Source organism: Novipirellula galeiformis, from assembly GCF_007860095.1.
In the GTDB taxonomy this organism is placed as follows: domain Bacteria; phylum Planctomycetota; class Planctomycetia; order Pirellulales; family Pirellulaceae; genus Novipirellula; species Novipirellula galeiformis.
Genome location: NZ_SJPT01000003.1, coordinates 577,587 through 597,110, shown reverse-complemented (window position 1 = coordinate 597,110; position 19,524 = coordinate 577,587). Strand labels below are relative to the sequence as shown.

The 19,524-nt window shown below is 56.2% G+C and carries 12 protein-coding genes; 7 read left to right on the top strand and 5 right to left on the bottom strand.

The window, feature by feature from the left end; genetic code table 11:
- Window positions 1–192: 192 nt before the first annotated feature.
- The 4 genes from Pla52o_RS10105 to Pla52o_RS10090 all read left to right on the top strand — a co-directional run bounded on the left by Pla52o_RS10105 (window position 193) and on the right by Pla52o_RS10090 (window position 6,131).
- A complete protein-coding gene (locus tag Pla52o_RS10105) occupies window positions 193–3,243 on the top strand; it encodes a PSD1 and planctomycete cytochrome C domain-containing protein (protein WP_197169136.1) in 3,051 nt (1,016 codons plus the stop codon).
- Window positions 3,244–3,303: 60 nt separating this feature from the next.
- Window positions 3,304–4,749 carry a DUF1501 domain-containing protein gene (locus tag Pla52o_RS10100; RefSeq protein ID WP_146594472.1) on the top strand — a complete coding sequence of 482 codons (1,446 nt, stop codon included), beginning with the start codon at window positions 3,304–3,306 and terminating at the stop codon, window positions 4,747–4,749.
- A 398-nt stretch (window positions 4,750–5,147) separates the two neighbouring features.
- Window positions 5,148–5,393 carry a hypothetical protein gene (locus Pla52o_RS10095; RefSeq protein ID WP_146594471.1) on the top strand — a complete coding sequence of 82 codons (246 nt, stop codon included), beginning with the start codon at window positions 5,148–5,150 and terminating at the stop codon, window positions 5,391–5,393.
- 348 nt (window positions 5,394–5,741) lie between these two features.
- Complete coding sequence (locus Pla52o_RS10090) at window positions 5,742–6,131, top strand: hypothetical protein (RefSeq protein ID WP_146594470.1); 390 nt, start codon at window positions 5,742–5,744, stop codon at window positions 6,129–6,131.
- A 109-nt stretch (window positions 6,132–6,240) separates the two neighbouring features.
- Here the strand turns inward: Pla52o_RS10090 and Pla52o_RS10085 are convergent, their stop codons facing one another.
- Window positions 6,241–6,810, bottom strand: a complete 570-nt coding sequence (locus Pla52o_RS10085) for a J domain-containing protein (protein ID WP_146594469.1) — start codon at window positions 6,808–6,810, stop codon at window positions 6,241–6,243.
- 315 nt (window positions 6,811–7,125) lie between these two features.
- Window positions 7,126–8,334: an LptF/LptG family permease gene (locus Pla52o_RS10080; protein WP_231612228.1), complete on the bottom strand. Its 1,209-nt coding sequence runs from the start codon at window positions 8,332–8,334 to the stop codon at window positions 7,126–7,128.
- A gap of 444 nt (window positions 8,335–8,778) precedes the next feature.
- Here Pla52o_RS10080 and purM point away from each other — a divergent pair, with 444 nt between their 5' ends.
- The 3 genes from purM (at window position 8,779) to Pla52o_RS10065 (ending at window position 15,715) form a co-directional block, all read left to right on the top strand.
- A complete protein-coding gene (purM, locus tag Pla52o_RS10075; RefSeq protein ID WP_146594468.1) occupies window positions 8,779–9,840 on the top strand; it encodes a phosphoribosylformylglycinamidine cyclo-ligase in 1,062 nt (353 codons plus the stop codon).
- Between the two features lie 688 nt (window positions 9,841–10,528).
- Window positions 10,529–12,745, top strand: a complete 2,217-nt coding sequence (locus tag Pla52o_RS10070; RefSeq protein WP_231612227.1) for a carboxy terminal-processing peptidase — start codon at window positions 10,529–10,531, stop codon at window positions 12,743–12,745.
- A gap of 705 nt (window positions 12,746–13,450) precedes the next feature.
- Window positions 13,451–15,715, top strand: coding sequence for a peroxidase family protein (locus Pla52o_RS10065; protein WP_146594467.1), 2,265 nt, complete (start codon window positions 13,451–13,453; stop codon window positions 15,713–15,715).
- A gap of 75 nt (window positions 15,716–15,790) precedes the next feature.
- Here the strand turns inward: Pla52o_RS10065 and Pla52o_RS10060 are convergent, their stop codons facing one another.
- From Pla52o_RS10060 to Pla52o_RS10050, 3 genes are all read right to left on the bottom strand, one after another.
- Window positions 15,791–16,693, bottom strand: coding sequence for a dihydrodipicolinate synthase family protein (locus Pla52o_RS10060; protein WP_146594466.1), 903 nt, complete (start codon window positions 16,691–16,693; stop codon window positions 15,791–15,793).
- Between the two features lie 84 nt (window positions 16,694–16,777).
- The gene (gene lysA / locus Pla52o_RS10055) at window positions 16,778–18,049 is read right to left on the bottom strand and encodes a diaminopimelate decarboxylase (protein WP_146594465.1); all 1,272 of its coding nucleotides are present in this window, start codon (window positions 18,047–18,049) and stop codon (window positions 16,778–16,780) included.
- 605 nt (window positions 18,050–18,654) lie between these two features.
- A complete protein-coding gene (locus tag Pla52o_RS10050; RefSeq protein ID WP_146594464.1) occupies window positions 18,655–19,281 on the bottom strand; it encodes a hypothetical protein in 627 nt (208 codons plus the stop codon).
- Window positions 19,282–19,524 lie beyond the last annotated feature (243 nt).

The window sequence follows — 19,524 nt, the reverse complement described above, 5'->3', positions numbered from 1 at the left end:
CAATGCGAGCGACGCCGCGAGGCGGTACGGCGTACGCCGCCCGGCGGTTGCGAGTCAAATGTTCGAAATAGGCCAGACGGAATGCGCCGCACCGCTACAAAAAAACAAAGTCGATGGCATTGGGCGATCGGTACCCGTCTGGCCAGACCGCCTCAGGGCGACGCGCCGTTTGGCATCGACTATCATACATGCATGACGCACCCACCCTCTCCGCACCTGATTCACGGCGTCCTGCTGGTCCTGGTTAGCAGCGCCTTTAGTGCCCCGGCTCGTTTGAACGCGGAGGATGAACTCTCGTTCAATCGAGACGTCCGTCCCGTGCTGGCTTCGCAATGTTTTGCCTGTCACGGACCCGACGAAGTGCATCGCGAAGCCGATTTGCGACTCGATATCGACGAAGCCGCAATCGAACACGGGGTGATCCAACCCGGCGATCCGGACGCCAGCGAATTGGTGCGGCGGTTGTTCTCTTCGGACGAAGACGAGGTCATGCCACCGCCGCACGCAGGGACGCTAAAGCCCGAACAGAAAAAGCTGCTTCGCGATTGGGTTCAAAGCGGAGCGAAGTACGACAAGCACTGGGCCTTTACCCCGCCGACGCGGCCCACCGTGCCATCGCGGCGTGGCGTGACGACCGTTTCGCAACCCGATTGGGGAAGAAACGCGATCGACGCGTTTGTACTGGACCAATTGAATCGTGAAGGGATTTCGCCTTCGCCCGAGGCCGACCCGATGACGCTGGTCCGCCGCTTGTACATCGACTTGATCGGATTGCCGCCGACGCCAGAACAAGCCGATGCGTTCGTGGCCTCCAACGATCCGCATGCCTACGAAGCACTCGTCGACGAACTTCTGCAATCACCTCGCTATGGTGAACACTGGGCGCTGCCTTGGTTGGATCTCGCTCGTTACGCCGACACCAATGGCTACGAGAAAGATCGCGAGCGCTCGATTTGGCCTTATCGCGATTGGGTGATCCGGGCGATCAACGAGGACATGCCCTACGACGAGTTTTCGATCGCGCAGCTGGCTGGCGATCGATTGCCAGGCAAAAATCCTGATGATTTGATTGCGACCGGGTTCCACCGCAACACGATGCTCAATGAAGAAGGCGGTATCGACCCGCTTGAGTATCGTTACCTCGCCATGGTCGATCGCGTGGCAACGACCGGCATCGTCTGGCTCGGTTTGACCACCGGTTGTGCGCAGTGCCATACGCACAAGTTCGATCCGATCACGCACACCGATTACTTTCGGTTGATGGCGCTGTTGAACAATGCCGACGAACCCGACTTTGCGATCCCTGATCCCAAACGAGAACAACAGCGAAGTGAAACGCTTGCTCAAATTGAGCGGCTCGAATCCCAGTTGGCGGACGCCTTTCCGGTCGGCGAAGATAAATCAGCGACTTTCGAACGTGAATTCGCCAAATGGATCCGCCGTCAAGAATCGGTCGCGACGCCATGGCAAGTGATCACGCCGACCGAGATGAAATCCAACTTGCCGCGACTCGAGCCACTCGATGACGGCAGTGTTTTCGCCAGCGGTGATGCCACCAAGCGTGACCAGTACGAGTTGACGTTTGCGATTCAGCAAAGCGATTTGCCGATCACCGCCATTCGGCTCGAAGCACTGACGGACGATCGGTTACCCGAGCGAGGCCCCGGTTTGGCGTTCTACGAAGGTCGCAAGGGCGATTTCTTCGTGAGCGAATTGAATGCGACGCTCGGCAATGACCCGTTGAGTTTCGGCGAGGTCTCGCACACCTACAATATGACCAACGACGGCGATCCTAAAGTTCGTGCCGATAACGTTTTCGACGGGGATGGATCGACGGGCTGGCAACCCGGGAACCACAAAGGCGAGCGGTTGCAGTTGGTGATGAACCTGCAACAGCCCATTGAAACGCCCGGCGATCTTCGCATCCGGTTGCTTTTTGAACGCCATTATGTCGCCAGTCTAGGTCGTTTTCGCTTTGCGATCACCCGTAAGCCAGGGGCGGTTGCGAGCCAATTGTCCGAGGCCGCCGAAACGATTCTCGCCTCGTCGGAGGACGATAAGGAGCAAAGTGAGATGCTGCGGCGAGAGTTCCTACGAACGACTCCGCTATTGGCCGAGGCACGCAAACCGATCGATGCATTACGAGCGAAGATGCCAGAGCCTACGACGACGTTGGTGATGCAAGAGCGTCCGGCGGACCATCCTCGACCCACGTTTCGTCACCATCGCGGCGAGTACCTCAGTCCACGGGAACAGGTGCGTCCGGGGATGCTGAGTGTTTTCGTCGACGACGAGGACCACTCGCCGGAAAATCGACTCGAGTTGGCCCGCTGGCTCGTCAGTGACGTCAATCCTTTGGTCGCCCGGGTGACTGTCAACCGAGCTTGGCGGTCGTTGTTCGGCGCTGGCTTGGTGCGATCCAATGATGACTTTGGCGTCCAATCCGAACCGCCCACGCATCCTGAATTGCTCGATTGGTTGAGCGTCCAACTCATTGAAAACGGTTGGTCCATCAAAGGGTTGCACAGGTTGATTGTGATGAGCGACACCTATCGCCAAGATTCCAAAGGGACCGCGGCCCTTGTTCAAAGGGATCCCGATAACCGGCTGCTTGCCCGTGGTGCGCGTTACCGAGTCAACGGAGAAACGGTTCGCGACATGATGCTGCGGGGATCGGGATTGCTGTCGGAAAAAATGTACGGTCCAGGCGTGTTTCCGCCGCAACCTCCGAGTGTGACAGGGTTGGCGTATGGCAATTTTGAATGGAACACCGCTAAGGACGCCGATCGTTTTCGCCGTTCGATCTATACGTTCAAAAAGCGAACCGCGGCGTTTGCGGCCTACACTGTTTTTGATGCGCCGACTGGCGAAGAATGTATTCCGCAACGCAACCGCAGCAACACTCCGCTGCAAGCATTGACGGTTTTGAATGATGAGATGTATTTAGAGATGGCCCGGGCGTTGGCGAATCGGACGGTAGCGAAACACGCCAGCGAAGTTGGAAGTGATTCGCCTGCGGAGATCGCAACATCGATGTTTCGACAAATACTGACGCGGCCTCCCACGACCGACGAAGTGGAGTTGTTAACCGCGTACTTCGACGCCCAAAAGCAACGTCTTGATGCGGGACGTCTTGTTGCGTCCGAGATTGGTGGTGACAAAAACGCCACCTCCGACATCGCCGCTTGGTCGATGGTCGCCCGTGTGATCATGAACTTAGACGAAGCCGTCACGCGGCCCTGATCGATCATTGGGTCCCTTTTTTCGAGCCACAATACCGCTCGGCCTCAAATGGTAAAAGCCATGAATAATCCCTTACTACCGGATCCAACCCGCCGCCACTTTTTCCAAGATTGTGGTGTCGGACTGGGCAAAATGGCACTCGCGTCGCTGATCGCGGGCGGAGCGAGTGATGCATTTGCGGGGCCAGACGTCCAGTCGCAATCCAGTGCCGTGCGGCCGACTCACTTTCCCGCCAAAGCAAAGCGGGTGATCTTTTTGTTTATGGCCGGCGCACCCAGCCAGCTTGATCTGTTTGACAACAAGCCCAAGCTTGCGGAGCTTGCCGGGCAACCGATCCCACCCTCGGTGATCGGCAATCAACGTTACGCGTTCATCCAACCCGATGCGGCCGTGCTGGGGCCGCAGTTCCCGTTTGCCAAGTATGGCGAGAGCGGAGTCGAGCTTTCGGATCGTTTACCATTCTTGTCCAAAGTCGTTGATGACATTTCGTTGGTGAAATCTTGCACGACCGATTTGTTTAATCACGCGCCGGCGCAGCTGTTATTCAACACCGGCAATCAACTGCCGGGGCGACCGAGCATGGGAGCTTGGTTGAGCTATGGACTTGGCAGCGAAGCAAACGATCTGCCCTCGTTTGTGGTTTTAAAGAGTGGCGGCAGCCTGAGTGGCGGGGCGGCGATGTGGAGCAGTGGGTTTTTGCCAAGCTCACATCAGGGTGTTCCCTTTCGTGAGTCGGGTGACCCGATTTTGAATGTCACCAATCCAGCCGGTTTCGACACGCAGGCGCAGCGTGACTCGCTCGATCTGATTCGTAAGATGAATCAGAAACGCCAATCGGTGGTGTTCGATCCCGAGATCGAAACCAGGATCCGTTCGTACGAGATGGCGTATCGAATGCAAACGCGAGCTCCTGAGTTGATGGATTTTCAAAGCGAGTCGGCCGAGACACTTGCGATGTATGGTGCCGAGCCGGGCAATGCGTCGAAATCGTTTGCCAACCATTGCCTACTCGCCCGCCGTCTGGCGGAGCGGGGCGTTCGTTTTATCCAGGTTTACCACTCGGGATGGGATCATCATAGCAACGTGGCGGGCGGTTTGACGTCGCAATGTGCCGCGACCGATCAAGGATGCGCCGCGTTGATCCAGGATTTGAAACAGCGGGGATTGTTGGACGAGACGCTCGTCGTTTGGGGCGGCGAGTTTGGACGAACTCCGATGGTCGAATCGAGTGCCGCGTTGGGGCGAAGCATGGGGCGTGACCATCACCCGCAAGCGTTCACCATGTGGTTTTCCGGAGGCGGCATCAAACCAGGAGTCACGCTCGGCGCGACCGATGAACTTGGGTTCAACATTACCGAGCGGCCGGTGCACGTGCACGACATCCAAGCCACGATCCTGCACTGCTTAGGCCTCGATCATCAACGGCTCAGTGTTAATTTTCGCGGTTTGAATGTCAAACTGACCGGCGTCGAAGCGCATCACGTCGTCAAAGAGTTGTTGGCGTAGTGGATCTTGCTAAAGATCCCGTGTGCAGGATTTTTAGAGAAACGTTTTTTCTTGCCATCGTGGATGGATGAAATGGACCGCCTCATGGCGACTAGCGACCTGCCGATTTCAGCGAAAGCCATCGGGACGCTACTCACGTAATGAAGAACGGGACTGGGGTATCGCCCAGTCATTGAAGAGTTTTGTCCCGTTTTGCTACGACTTTTTCGAGGTCCATTTCCAACGATTCGTTCTTCCTTCTCTTTCCGATGACGATTCGAGACGTAACGTACTTCAACCTACGCCACCAGCATCTGCATTGAAAAAAGAGGGGCGTGCCGACCACTGCGGTAATCCCGTTGTGCGAAGACAAACTGGCGTTGATTGTGCGATTAACATAGCTTGGCTTCGGAGAACCTATGCCGGCGGACGGTTCCATTTTCCGTATGTCTTGCCGCAGCGAGTTTTCCGCATTCGGGGAAGGGACCGTTATCATTGCGAACCGCACCGAGGAAAATCAATTTCGGTCGCCGGCGGATGCGGAAACGCATTTCACGCAGGAGCATATCGACGGACAACTCAAATATGCCACTGACGTGAACATCGCGAAAGGACGGATCGTGTTCAGCCGCTCATACATGTATTTCTTTCCACCGGGAACGTAGGAAACGTCTGACGCTGGAGCATTCTCCTTACATCGGCTTGTTTGAGGAGAGGTTGCGAGCGATCGACTACGAAAGCAACGGTTGCCTCGACTGCAAGCCGCGCGGTGGGGTTCGGAGTGTTAGAGTGAGGACGTGCAAAATCAGTCCTTTCAGCGCCCGCTGGGCGGGGGAAGCAGTTGTGGCTGATAAAACCACGTGACCTCCTGTGCACCAAGGGGCGACCGAGGATGTGGCGGGGGGAGATCCTATTCGGTTATTGCAAGCCTGTGATAGAATGGCGTTTTAGCTTGCAGCGTACGCAATGCTCCAATCTGCCGTCATGGGTTCAAAACGAAGACCGATTGATTCATGCGTTTCGCCGCCTACCTTGCCCCCTTTACGGAACACCCCCGTTTGCAGCGACGGGTGATTTATGTGCTCGAGCGATTGCCCGCCGAGGTGCAGCAAGATTTTCTAAATGACCACCGTTTCCAGGTCACGATCGATAATTACAAGCCCGGCGTGGGGTGGTCGTTTTTGATGCCCCCGCCCGGACATACTGGAGATACCAGTCGCTGTGTCGTGCTTCGACTAAAGCTTGCCGATGCACCGGAACCGTTTGCATGGTACGTGATCGCGCACGAATTTGCTCATGCCTATCTTCGCAATGGCGGTTGGGGTGAGATCACGGACATCGAAGAAGCGGCGGATGCGATGGCCGCCTCATGGGGCTTCGAACGACCGCAACCTCATGTTTGAATGAGATTGAAAATCAAGGACTCCAAAGCAGGGGCGGCGCTGACGCTCCGCTCGGAAACGAATCCACACACGACTGGCAATTTCCTGTAGCCCCTCAGGCCCCGCCGTCTCACGCTGATTGCATGACCGAAATGCGTTCGGGGCTATGCTCCAAACGCAAATGTGAAGTCACGGCGGCTTGGTTCATCGATTCAATTTGATCAACCCCTGCTGCCGAGATCGAAAGCTGGCCGCTCTCTTCCCGACCAATCCAGCCTTTTTCGCGAAAGTACCAAAGGTGGAAGGCAACCGTTTCCGGTGGAAATGGAACCATGTTTTCCAAGGTACCCAAACCGATGCCTGGTTTCTTGAAATTTCGTTTGCGTTGGGCGTACATCACCGACAATAACTTGTAACGCTCGATGCAATCGTCGCCCGCAGCATTCGCACTGCCAACGAGCTGGGCTTGTGCTTGCTTCTCTCGTTCATACGAGCGATCGTAGGCGGCACGTGAATGAGGATCCCGCAGCGTTTCAAAGGCTTCGACAAGCTTGGTGAAAAGATTCGGGTCGCTGTCCGCGGTAAGGTCGGGGTGATGCTTTTTCGCTAAGTAGCGAAAGACACGCTCGACGGTTGCGAAACTGGCATTGGGGCTGACTTCCAACACTTCGTAATGGTCGACAAACTCTCTCGACGACATCTTAAATCCTGCGTTTAATTGCTAGACTCTTGTCAAAAACACGGTTCCGAGAACCGTGGTCGCCCCAGCAAAGCTAGCTTTCAATTGAGATGATCCCGTTGAATTCCCGCATCAATTGCAAGTCATCCTGTGGATCATGCCGACGGTATCAGTTCCAAGCATTGTGCAAGCAGCAGATCCTTGCACCGCTCGAGCGGCTAGACCGAAATGAAAAGTAGCTGCGTTCGCCAGAACGTGGTCCACCGCGAACGCGACGGTAGCTACATCAAAGATGAAAATGCGCTAGCCCAGCATTCGCCCTGATTGCCGATGTGCTTAGTAGCGGCGGACACGGGCAATCAATGCCGTCCCAATCATGGCTAAGACCGCGTTGCCAATCCAGACGCCGTAGGGTGGAATCGTCGCATCCTTGGCTTGTTCGAGCCCAAAGATGAACAAGGGGTAGTAAACCAACAGGATCGGCAAGAAACAGATTCCGAACGTGGTCCAGTAATCGCTTGTGCGCGCAATCATCGCCAGCGGTGCACCGACGAAGACGAAAAAGAAGCAAGTGAAACCCTCGGCCCAACGACGCCAAGGTTCTACGTGAAGTCGTGTCAACCGATGGTGGCTGTTTCGCACTAAGCTTTCGATGTGCATGCCCATGCCCCCAGCAATTTCTTCGGGCCGCGAGGTCAGAATGGAAAAGCCAACGTGAGCGGCCAACTGGCCCGCAGCCGCATGCGTCCTTGCGTCTTGTTGCAGTCGCTCACTGCGGATGACGCCGAGTGACAACCAACTCGGCGATAGTTCGTCAGAGCCCTTTTCCATCATCGCCGCCGCTAAGGGGATTTTAAACTCGGTCTCCCCCGGAACGATGCCTTGGATGCCGTTCCCCGATTCCACTTGACTATCGGTCACATGCAAAATCAGGTTGTACGTTTCCGCGTCGAGTTGAAGTCGACCTTCGCGAGCCGTCAATTTCATCGGACCTTCGCTGCCATGGTTGTGAACCGTGACGGTCGGATGCACTAACGTTTGCCCCTCGACATCACGAACGTGAATCGAAAAACCATGATCCGACGTGAACGAATGCTGAGCCCGCAAGACGCGGTAGGCAATGTCCTCGACCGACATCAATACGACCCGGTTCATCCCCGGTCGTCCCCAGGACACCGCGAGATCCGAAACGCCCACCGCCACCGGACTTAACAAGGCCGCAAAAATCAGCGCGGGCTGTAACAATTTTAGTGGTGAAATCCCAGAGGCCTTTACCGTCGAAACCTCACCGTCGGCCGCCATTCGCCCGTAGACACAGCAAACCGAAAACAGGGCCGTCGCAGGAAACGCGAATTGCAACGAGATCGGGACGATGAACGGCAGCAATTGAACGATCGCAACCACCCCTAATCCACGCCGCAACAACTCGCGTCCAACGCCGATCATCAAGATCATCAGCGTCAATGCGATCAACGCCACGATAAAGATCTTCAAGATCTCAATCAGGATGTAGCGTGTCAGTCGGCTGGGAAATAGTGGAATCAAGCTGGCCGGTGGATTGAATGGCGAAAGATGGCCCACAACGCCGCCCCTCTGAAGGGCTGGGGGCCATGTCGACTTGCCTGCGCAATGGGACGATTGGATGGTCTGTATCAAATCGAGCGACTTCGGCGGTAGACGGGAATTTTGCCAATCCGTCGGGCCAGCCAAAAACGTGGGCCCACCCGAGCCGCGGGGGCCAGCCAAACTGTGGGGGCCTGTCAAACCTTGGGGCCAGCCAAGCCGCGGGGGGGAAAAAGGGAGGGATTGTCGGAGCACCGCACCGTTCGGAGGAGCGATTGGAGCGTCAGCTACGAGAAACACCCCACCGCTACCAAGTTTGGCTTCGGGGCGTCATGATGTGCACAGACCGAAGTGAACTCGGCCGCTCCACCGCTATCTAGTCTGCCAAACTATCCAGTCCGCCAAACCGAATTTTATCCCAAACTGATGGCTGCAACCTACAAAGACGCTGGCGTTGATCTCGATGTCTACGCCGAATCGATGCGGCGACTGCCCCGCTTGATGCATCGCACCTTTAGTCCTCGAGTGATTCCCAGTGACGGAGGCTTCGCGGGCTTATTCCGACTCGATTTTGCCGGCAAATTGTTTGCTCGCAATTATCAGGAGCCCATTTTGGTTAGCGGCACCGATGGCGTCGGCACCAAGTTGAAGATTGCTCAGCAGACGGGGCGGCACAGCACGGTGGGGATCGATTTGGTCGCAATGTGCGTCAACGACCTGCTCTGCACCGGCGGCGAACCGCTGTTTTTCCTCGATTATGTGGCGATGGGACGCGACGATCCGGCTCGTTTAGAGCAAATCGTGCAAGGCATCAGCGACGGATGTGTCGAGGGTGATCTCGCATTGTTGGGGGGCGAAACCGCAATCATGCCCGACATGTATTCGACCGAAGACTACGATTTGGCTGGATTTGCCGTCGGGGTCGTCGATCGTAAAAAATTGATTGACGGAAAACAAATCGCCGAAGGAGACGTGGTGCTCGGACTCGCCTCGACCGGGCTGCACAGCAACGGATTCAGCCTGGTTCGGAAGGTCATCACCGATGCGGGCTTCGGCTGGGACGCGACGCCCGACGCGTTCAATGGCCAAACGCTCGCCGATGTCTGTTTGAATCCCACTCGGATCTACACACAGGCGATTCGGAAAATCCAGACGCATTACCGAGTGAAGCAGGTCTTGCATGGTTTGGCCCACATCACAGGGGGCGGAATCGAAGAGAATCTCGACCGTATTTTGCCAAAAAATGTCGACGCCGAGATCGATCCGACGAGCTGGGAACCACACCCGATCTTCAATTGGCTGCAAAAAACGGGCGGTATTGAAACGGCCGAAATGCGGCGTATTTTCAATATGGGAATCGGGATGATCGCCGTGGTCAGTGATTTTTATGCGGCTAGCATTCAAGCTCAGATGGAAGAGTGCGGGATTCAATGCCAACCGATCGGACGGATTACCGGCGGCACGGGCAAAGTTCAGTACAAGGACTGAGCCCCCCCACTCGCGTTCGTGTGAGCCATTAGGGCTGCCTTGCTCTCTCGCGTGCATCGTTTGAGGCTACGTTTATTTGATGATCGGGCGAGACGCTATGGCAAATCACCGGAGCCGTCATCCCTCATTGGGATGCATTGTGGTAGGTCGTTAGTCCCAGTGGTTGGTAGATAGTCCCACCCTGCTTGGGGCGGACGGCTGCGTCTTTCTGGTAAAAGCTCCCATTGATTGCGGTTTCCCGGCCATTGGCGGAGCAGCGCCCCCCGAGGCCATTTGGAATATTGGATTCTCCGCTGCGGCGAGCACACACCAGGGGGGAGGACGACGCTGCGTTTCCGGCTGGGACGCAGCCTCCTGGCGCAGAGCAGGATGGAGGCCAATTTGCTAACGATTACGGGGTATGGGAGCAACACAGCCTTCTCCTCAAGGAGCTGGTAACGCCCCAATCTTGAAGGATTCTTGCCCCGCAGCGCCCGCAAATGCAAGCCGACCGGGTAAAATAGGCGAGAAAACCGACGTTGCCCGAAGTCGCGCTCTTTCCTAGGATCACTCTGCGACTCGAGCCAAACGTTTTGGGCGACATTAGCGGCTCTTGACGGGCGCGATATCCTGTCCCGGGAGCGTCCAGCCGCTATCCACGTTTTCGCAAGTCGAAACACGCAACAGATAACTTCCTCAGGAAACCACTATGGATTGCCGTTTTTCTACCGCCTACCGCACTGTGAGCGGCTTCAGCGCATTGAGTGAAAGCAGCGTGGATGCCCATCATCCTCGTCGTGCGAAACATACGCCCCGCTTCTCGACGTGGTTGAAGTCGTGTTCGGCGTTGCTTGTTGTGGTCCTCGCTGCGGAAGTGTCCTTTGCACAAGCGGTGACCGAGGCTCCTGCGGTGCAAGCGATCAAGGAGGGGGCGGCGACGGTCAATCTCGGCCCGTTGAAGCTTGCGACGCCGACGCCCAAGGACAGCATGGTCGCTCGCTTGATCGCGACATTGATGCCCCGAAATCATATTTCCAGCCAACGATTAAACGACACCATCAGCCAGCGGTCGCTGAACTTGTTCCTCAAGTCGCTCGACCCCATGAAGTTGTACTTCTTGCAAAGCGACATTGATCAATTCCAACGCAATGCTTTGAGGATCGACGACATGGTCCAAGCGGGCGACTTGTCGTTCGCTTACGAGGTCTTCGGACGTTTCATTGAGCGAGTCGACCAGCGAGTTACCGTTGCACTTGAATTGTTGGACGGCGAATTCGACTTCGAGAAAGACGAACAAATCATCATCGATCCTGAAGCGACCACGTACGCCAAGGACGCCACCGAATCCCAGGACCGCTGGCGTCGCCAGATCAAGTACGCTCTGTTGGATTTGAAGGACGAAGGCAAGGAGGGGGACGAAGCACGCGATTTGCTGCGTCGACGCTACCTTCGCTACGATCGTCGTTGGCGCGATACCAATAGCGACGCGTTGTTGGAAATGTACCTCACTTCGGTGACCACCGCATACGATCCTCACTCGACTTACATGTCGCCCAACTCGCTGGACGAATTCGACATGATCATGCGATTGAGCCTTGATGGAATCGGTGCTCAATTGCGAGAGAAAGATGGCAACACCGTTGTCTCACGCGTGATTCCTGGTGGAGCCGCCGCCAAGCATGGCAAGCTCAAACCCGACGACGTGATCGTCTCGGTGGGGCAAGACGCCGAAGGGCCAATGGTCGACATCGTCGAAATGCCATTAAACGACGTGGTCGGTTTGATCCGCGGAAAAGCTGGCAGCATCGTGCGTTTGGGGGTCAGACCCGGCGGCGCTGGAAATGTCGAAATCCATCAAATCGTGCGAGCCCGGATCGAGCTCGACGAGTCTGCGGCACGCGGCAAGGTCATCGAGCATCAAATCCCCGGCGCCCCTGAGCAGACGCGAAAGATCGGTTACATCACGCTTCCTAGTTTTTACATGGATATGGAAGGCGCGAAGAACAACAAACGAGATTTCCGCAGCAGCACGCGTGACGTGTTGCGAATCATCGACGACTTCAAAGCTCAAGGAATCGATGGGATCGTCCTTGACCTCAGCACCAACGGGGGCGGAAGTCTGACTGAAGCGATCAACTTGACCGGATTGTTCATCGATCGCGGTCCGGTCGTGCAAGTCAAGAACGCGGACGGCTCGGTGCAACAATACGATGACGAAGATCGTGGCACCGCGTGGGACGGGCCGCTCGTCGTAATGACCAGTAAATTTAGCGCCAGTGCGAGCGAAATTTTCGCCGGGGCGATCAAGGATTACCATCGCGGTATCGTCGTCGGTGATCCTACCTCTCATGGCAAAGGCACCGTCCAAACCTTGATGGACCTGGGACAACAATTGTTCCGCAACAACCGTGAAAACTACGGTGCGCTGAAGGTCACCTTGCAACAATTCTACCTGCCCGATGGCGAAAGCACTCAGTTGGCCGGCGTTGCAGCGGACATCGTGTTGCCAAGCATCACAGCGAAAATGGATGTGGCGGAAGGTGACTTGAAATTCGCCCTGCCAAACGACCGCGTTAAGCCTGCAAAGCATGATAACTACAATATGGTCCCAGCCGATTTGATCGGCCAATTGCGAAGCGACTCGATGGGCCGAATCGCCCAAGATAAAGAGTTCACGGAGTTGCTCCAGCGGATCGAGTTGTATGTTCGTCAAAAGGAGCAAGCCTCGATCTCCTTGAAGGAAGACGAGTTTATGGCTCGTCGTAAAGAGCTAGACGCTCAGAAAGAAGAAGAAGAGAAAGAGCTCGAGGCGGAAGTGGGAGCCCAAGAGATCTATCGTGACTACTTCTACAATCGCGAAGTCTTGAACATCGCTCATCAATACATCGATGGGCTGAAGAAGCAAAACCTCGCAGTGGCTCGCTAAGGGATCGCTTAAAAAAACGTGCCCTGTGGGGCTGGGGACCGATGCAAGTCACGACGTCGCTCGTGTGCTTGCATCGTCTTTGTAAATCGTCGGCCCGTTTCCACAGGAATTCGTTTGTCGTCGGTGCCTAGCCGGATGATCGCGTTCGGCGTTTTGGCGCTGACGCGACGTCGCGGCTCCTGACGTTGTTTGCGGGTGAGATGTCTTGCCACCCGTTTCACACGCCTTCATGCGGCCCCCTCTTCGTCGGGCCGCTGTTCAAACACCGGGTTGAATCCATCCCAAGCGTTGGGATGGATCCTACGGTCTCTTCGGACGTGTTTGGCCTCTGCGGAAGTGTTTGGCATAGCGAGGCAAAGCCGTTCAAGCCCCGGCGCCGTCGTTTGACTTGATCGGGACCGTGCGACGTGTCTTCTGTGCCATCGATTTCAGGGAAATTTCCGGGCGCCGATTTTCAATTCTCCGTTAACGCTCCTGTGATCGATGTCCCAGTTGTGCGGGACTTGCGTGGTGACCAACGGTGATCTGGGTTGCCTGGCTGGATGAAAGAGGGTTTTCGTTGGGCTCGCTCTGATAGCGATCGCGAAAAAATCCTAGTTTTTTTGTGAAATTTCACCGCAGGGTGGCGTGCGGATACCCCATGATGGTGTCTGGCCTTCGCTTCACGCGTTTTTCATCGTGCCGGTTCTTCTGGAGGGTATTGCCTTGACTCACTTTCTGAATCGTTGGTTCCATCTCCTGCAATCTTCGTCAAGCAATAAGCGTCGCCGGGGCCTGCCGAGTCGGCGTTTGCGCGCGGAATCGCTGGAAACGCGTCACCTTCTCGCCGCTAATCCGTTTCACAACGACCTCATGCCCGAGGATGTCAATAATGATGGGGTCGTCTCGGCTGTTGATGCCTTGACGGTCATCAACGAAATGCATCGCCAACGCCATTATGAAGGGATTAATGGCAACGTGAACGAGCGTGGTACGATGCCGGACGTGAACAACGATGGCCGCTACACTGCGATCGATGCGCTGATGGTGATCAACCGAATGATCCGATGGCATTTGCCGAATCACGCTCCCCACGATCCGACAACGAACTTCCCCGATGAAGTCCGTACGGTTGATGGAACCCACAACAATCTGGACAACCCTAATTTTGGTGCCGTCAATACGCCCTTGATGCGGATTGCTGACGCCGCTTATGCCGACGGTATCTCCAAGCCGGCGGGCGCCGATCGGCCCAGTGCTCGCGAGATCAGTAACACGCTTACGGCCGCCGATCCTAACGGCACCGTCAGCGAGCGTAAACTGAGTGGTTTCGTCTTTATATGGGGCCAATTTATCGACCATGATATGGACCTTTCGCTTATGCAAGAGGGCGACGATGCGGAATCGTTTGACATTGTCGTTCCTACCGGCGACCCCTTTTTTGATCTTCATGGCAGCGGAGAAAAAGTGATCTCGATGGCCCGATCCCTGGTCGCTGAAGATACGGGCACTTCGACGAGCCATCCGTCCGAGCAAGTGAATGCGGTCACCGCTTGGATTGACGGTTCCCAGATTTATGGAAGCGATCAAGCGACGGCCGATTTGCTGCGAGAGTTCAGCGGAGGCCGAATGCGTATCAGTGACAAGGGCTTGTTACCCTTGGACGAGCAGGGCAATGTCCAAGCGGGCGATATTCGAGCCGCGGAAAGCCTCTGGCTCGCAGCGATGCAGTCGCTGTTCCTACGCGAGCACAACCGATTGGCGGACGAAATCGCACACAAAAATCCTGCTCGAAGCGATGAGGAGATATTCCAAGCCGCTCGGGTAATCGTCGTCGCGGAGCTCCAGTCGATCACCTACAACGAATTTCTGCCTGCCCTGCTTGGGGACAATGCCATCTCCGACTACGAGTTCTACGATGCGAGCGTTGACCCGTCGGTTGCAAACGAATTTTCTACCGCAGCGTTCCGCTTTGGCCACAGCGCGGTCAGAGACAAGGTTGATTTTGTTGGTAACGATGGGCTCGAAGTTCGCGACGCTGTCTTGCTATCCCACGCCTTCTTTAATCCCACCCTACTCGAAGAAACCGGTATCGATTCGATCTTGAAGGCGGGGGCCTCAAGCATGTCGCAAGAAGTCGATATGGAAGTCGTCGATAGTTTGCGTAACTTCTTGTTCGGAATTCCAGGTGCTGGTGGACTCGATCTCGTGTCGCTGAACATCCAACGTGGCCGCGATCATGGGCTGGCGGACTTCAACTCCGTTCGCACCGCCTATGGTTTGGAGGCCTACGAATCGTTCGCCGAGATCACCAGCGACACCGAGTTGCAAGTCAAGCTTGAAACGCTATACGGCAACGTCAACAACATCGACTTGTGGGTTGGATTGTTGGGCGAAGACCACGCGGAAGGCAGCTCGCTCGGTGAAACCGCATCGGCGATCATCGTCGACCAATTCGAGCGGATTCGTAACGGGGATCGCTTTTATTACGAGAACACGCTCTCGGGGCGTGAGCTTCGTGAGATCGAAAACACGACGTTGGCGGATGTCATCCAGCGGAACACGAACGTCCATTCCATGCAAGAGAATGTGTTCTTCTTTAACCCCTCGATCGCGGGTACGGTCGTGTCTCATTCACCGGCCACGTATCCGTCCGCCGTGTATCCGTCCGCCGCGAATCCAGCCACGGCGAATTCAAGCGACAAAGGTTTGCCACGATACGGTAGCCATCCGTTCGACTATTTACGTCCATGTGTGCCCGTCGAAGGGGTCACGGTCGAGTTGCTTAACGCCGGCGGCGATGTGGTGGATACGACGGTGACCGATCGTGCGGGAAATTTCAAATTTGATTCGTTCGAGCACACTGGAGCGTATCAAGTTCACATTGCGGCATCCAATGAAGTGGACACCGTCGGGCTCGATACCGTGGACACGCTGATTCACAGCGGCGATGTGCATGTACGAGGGATCAACTTCATCGTGATCGCGTAAGTGGCGATCGATTCGTTAGCGATATTGGGCTGTGAACGGTGCTGCTGGCCGGCGTCGTCAAAACGGCCTTATCCGCTACACCATCTGCTTTGCCACGCGGGCGATTTTAGCGATCTGATCTGCGCTCAGCTCGCTTAGCATCGGCAGTAGTGGGCCGGTGTTGCATATGCCTGCACCAGTGACCGCGTGATGCAGAACACGGATCGGATTGATCTCGTTGCGAAGATCCTCGAGTGGTTCAAACCACTTGCGAATGGACTCCGCGGTCTCAAAATCGCCGCTTTGAATCGCTCGCATCATCTCCATCGATTTTGCTGGGGCCACGCAAACGCATCCGCTGGTGAATCCCGCAACGCCGAAATCTCGCACATGCACGATCGCCGGTTGCTCACCGATGCCGCTGATGATCCGCTCGGCAGGAAAAGTGTCCAACAATTCGTTTAGATAGTCGTCTTGCGCAGGGTCCTGGCGGACCACCGCGTACTTGACCCAAGAAATCACGCCATCGCTCTCCAGTTTGCGGATCAAATCCACATCGAGCCAGCGATCGAACTTTAAATACAGCACCAACGGTTTACCGTAAGATTCGGCGATCCGCCGCACCGCAGACGCGATCCCAGCTTGGTCCACGATATCGCGAGCGGGTAACAGCATGGCGGTTGGGAAATCAAATTGCCGGAGCACCTCGACTTGATCCATCGCAAAGCCGTATGCGGGGCCCAGCGATGGGACCACCACCGTGTCGTCCGCCGTCTCGTCAGCCAGCATTTGCAGCAGCGATTCATATTCCGCTAAGCGGACGTGATAGAAGACCGCGTTGCCACCATACAACAACGAGCGAATCCCACCCGCTTCAAGATGCTTGATCAATTTTGCGTTTTCAGCACGATCAATCTTCAACGAGTCGTCGCGTGCCAACGGAGGAACCGCGATGACACTTTCACGAAGCTGGGCTGGCGAGAAAGGAGCCGTTTGCATGATGGTGAACCGGAGTTAGAGAGACGTGAAGTTAACGGGGGACACAGGGGGGGCACGGGGCTCGGGACGTTCGATCGAAAAGGGTTACTCAGGAATCACTTCGCCGCGAATCAGGTCGTCAAAGGTTTCGCGACGGCGAATCAGCTTCGCTTCGCCATTTTCAATCATCACTTCCGCCGCGCGCGTCTTGCTGTTGTAGTTGCTCGCCATCACAAAACCGTATGCCCCTGCGTTCTCAAGGACGACATAGTCGCCCACCATCGGCATCGGCAACTTGCGGCTTTCGACAAAGCCTCCCTCACGCTGCGTAAAAATATCACCCGATTCACAGAGTGGGCCGCCGATGATCACGTCCAATTGCTCTCGAGTGGAAACATCGCCTCGAGCGCCGCAGACCGAAATCGGATGGTAGGCGCCGTACATGACCGGGCGAGCCAAATCGTTGAATCCGGCATCGACCAAGACAAAGACATTCGCTCCCGCCTTTTTCACGCTGCGAACCTCCGCGATCAACGATCCGCTCTCGGCACTTAAATAACGGCCTGGCTCGATTTCAAGTTCCAGCCGATGCCCGAACGTTTCGCTGAGCCGATTTCGGGTTGCATCCCACAGTTGGAAATACTTGTCCAAATCGACATACGTCTCATCGCTCTTGTAGGGAACCGGCAATCCGCCCCCTGCGCTGATCGTCTTTAATGTCCGCCCTACCGAGAGCGCCGTCCGCTCCATCGCTTCGCACACCTCGCTGAGATGCTCAAGGTCGGTTCCTGAACCGATGTGCATGTGGAGGCCGGTGATCGTAATCCTCGCTTGATCCGCACGACGCAAACATTCATCAATCTGTTCGTGCCAGATCCCGTGCTTGCTCTGCTCGCCCCCGGTATTGGTTTTTTGACTGTGCCCATGACCGAAACCGGGGTTAATCCGAAGGGTGACCTCCGCCCCAGGACGTCGCTCCCCCAATTGGCTGATCATGTCCGGGGAACCGCAATTGACGTCCAATGAATGCTCAACGACTAAATCGAGTGCTTCGCGATCAAAAATGTCGGCGGTATAAACGATCTCGTGCTTGCTCGAATCGGTGGAAAATCCCGCCGCGATGGCGCGGCGAATCTCCCCCGCACTGACCGCATCGACGACCACACCCTGGCGGCGCATTCGGTCTAGAATCGCGAGATTGCCGCACGCTTTCTGAGCGTAGCGAATGCGATCAAAAGCGGCCAAATCAGAAATTCGCTGTTCCACGACCGAAATGTCGTAGACATATAAAGGGGTCCCGAAGGACTTCACGAGTTCGGCGATCGACTGGCCCGCAATTTCAGTGCGAGCGGTAGCAAAAGGGGGCACTGTAAGCATGGAATTCGAAACACACTGCACGGGGATATAAATCAGAAATGAACAACCCCCGCAGTTTACCCGCAAATCGAAAATCGCCCAGCCAAGGTCATTGGGGAACGTCGCGTTTCTTACCCCAGCGTCGCTTGCACTCGCCGCTCCCGACTCTCTGGCGACCGACCCATGATTCAAAAAATCGAGACCCCTCGATGGGATTCGTCTGTACACGCCATTGCCTACAGGACGCCCCCCCACATTGGAAGTCTTAGCCCAGGTTTGGCGTCCTGCGACGCCAGCGGTTCCGCGAAAACGAGCCTTGTCTCGACCATCCTTGGTCGCTCGCGATTCACCCACGTCTCCGGTGCATTTTCTTCATTCGAAGCGGACCCTTGCTCCGATCCCCCTCCGTGCTGCAGACCCTGACCTTGCCCAGGGGGTGAGTCCGAAGAGCCCTTCGCCGTGCTCATTGCCGCAAGCTAAAAACTCGTCGCCGCAGGCTCAAACTTTACACCCTCAAGTCGAACGGCCTACCGGCTGCGGGTAACCCAGCCTGCGATCCTCGACACCCCAGCGGGGTGCTTCACCCACGAGAATTCCAGCCCAGCGCAGAGGCTTCGCGGTAGCCTTTAGTGAGTGGGATTGTTCCCTTGTTGGATAGGTGCCGTGGGCTGGGAAGCAACCGCATCGGCCTGGGCTTGGATCGCCGCTTCGACCTGCTTGCGGGGGCCTTGGGGGCCGGGGCGGCGACCGCGACGGCGACCTTGTTGAAGCGGGACGAATCGCCCCGCAACCGGCTGAAGCAACTTGCTGATGCACAGCTTGTTGATGCTCAAATTCATTTCGCTGCTCTCCAACTTCAGCGAGTCATGCAGGCTCATTGGCAGCCGAATGGTGATCATACGCTCAGGCTCTGCCGAGTCTCCTTTGGAGGGGTCTTGGCTCCGCATCGCAGCCACCATCTCTTGCAGTTCAGCAAACTCGTCGCTGGTCTCAAATTCACGCATGCTATCCGCGTCGCTGAACAGCTTGCGAACCACCCCATCGACGCCCAGCATCTCGCGGTAGAACACTACCCAGCTGCCGGTCTTGGCGAACGCCTCTTGGGCGACACGCAATACTTCCTTGCCCTTGAGTTCTTCAGGGACGTTGACATTCAATGGAGCGATATCCAATCGGGGGGCAATGGCGTCGGCCTGTTCTGGTGATGGATCGCTAGCATATCGAAGCTGGGCGTTGGGGTCGGTTTGGCTCATCGTCAGGATCTTCCTTTCCTAGGCTGTGCCGTGGTCGGCACGTCGTGTGGGTGTTGTGCCGCTATCCTCACACCCAGTCAAACGCTGCTTCGGAACCTATGCTTTCAAAAGAACTTAGGCCCATTGCTAGCCCTCTGCCTAATTTGAGTGCACAGCTGCCAAACCCGGGGCAGCGACGGGGTGCGCGAAAAGTGGGCATGGCGCCTGAGTGCATTCGCTAAGTGTCCACTAAAGCAGGCAAGG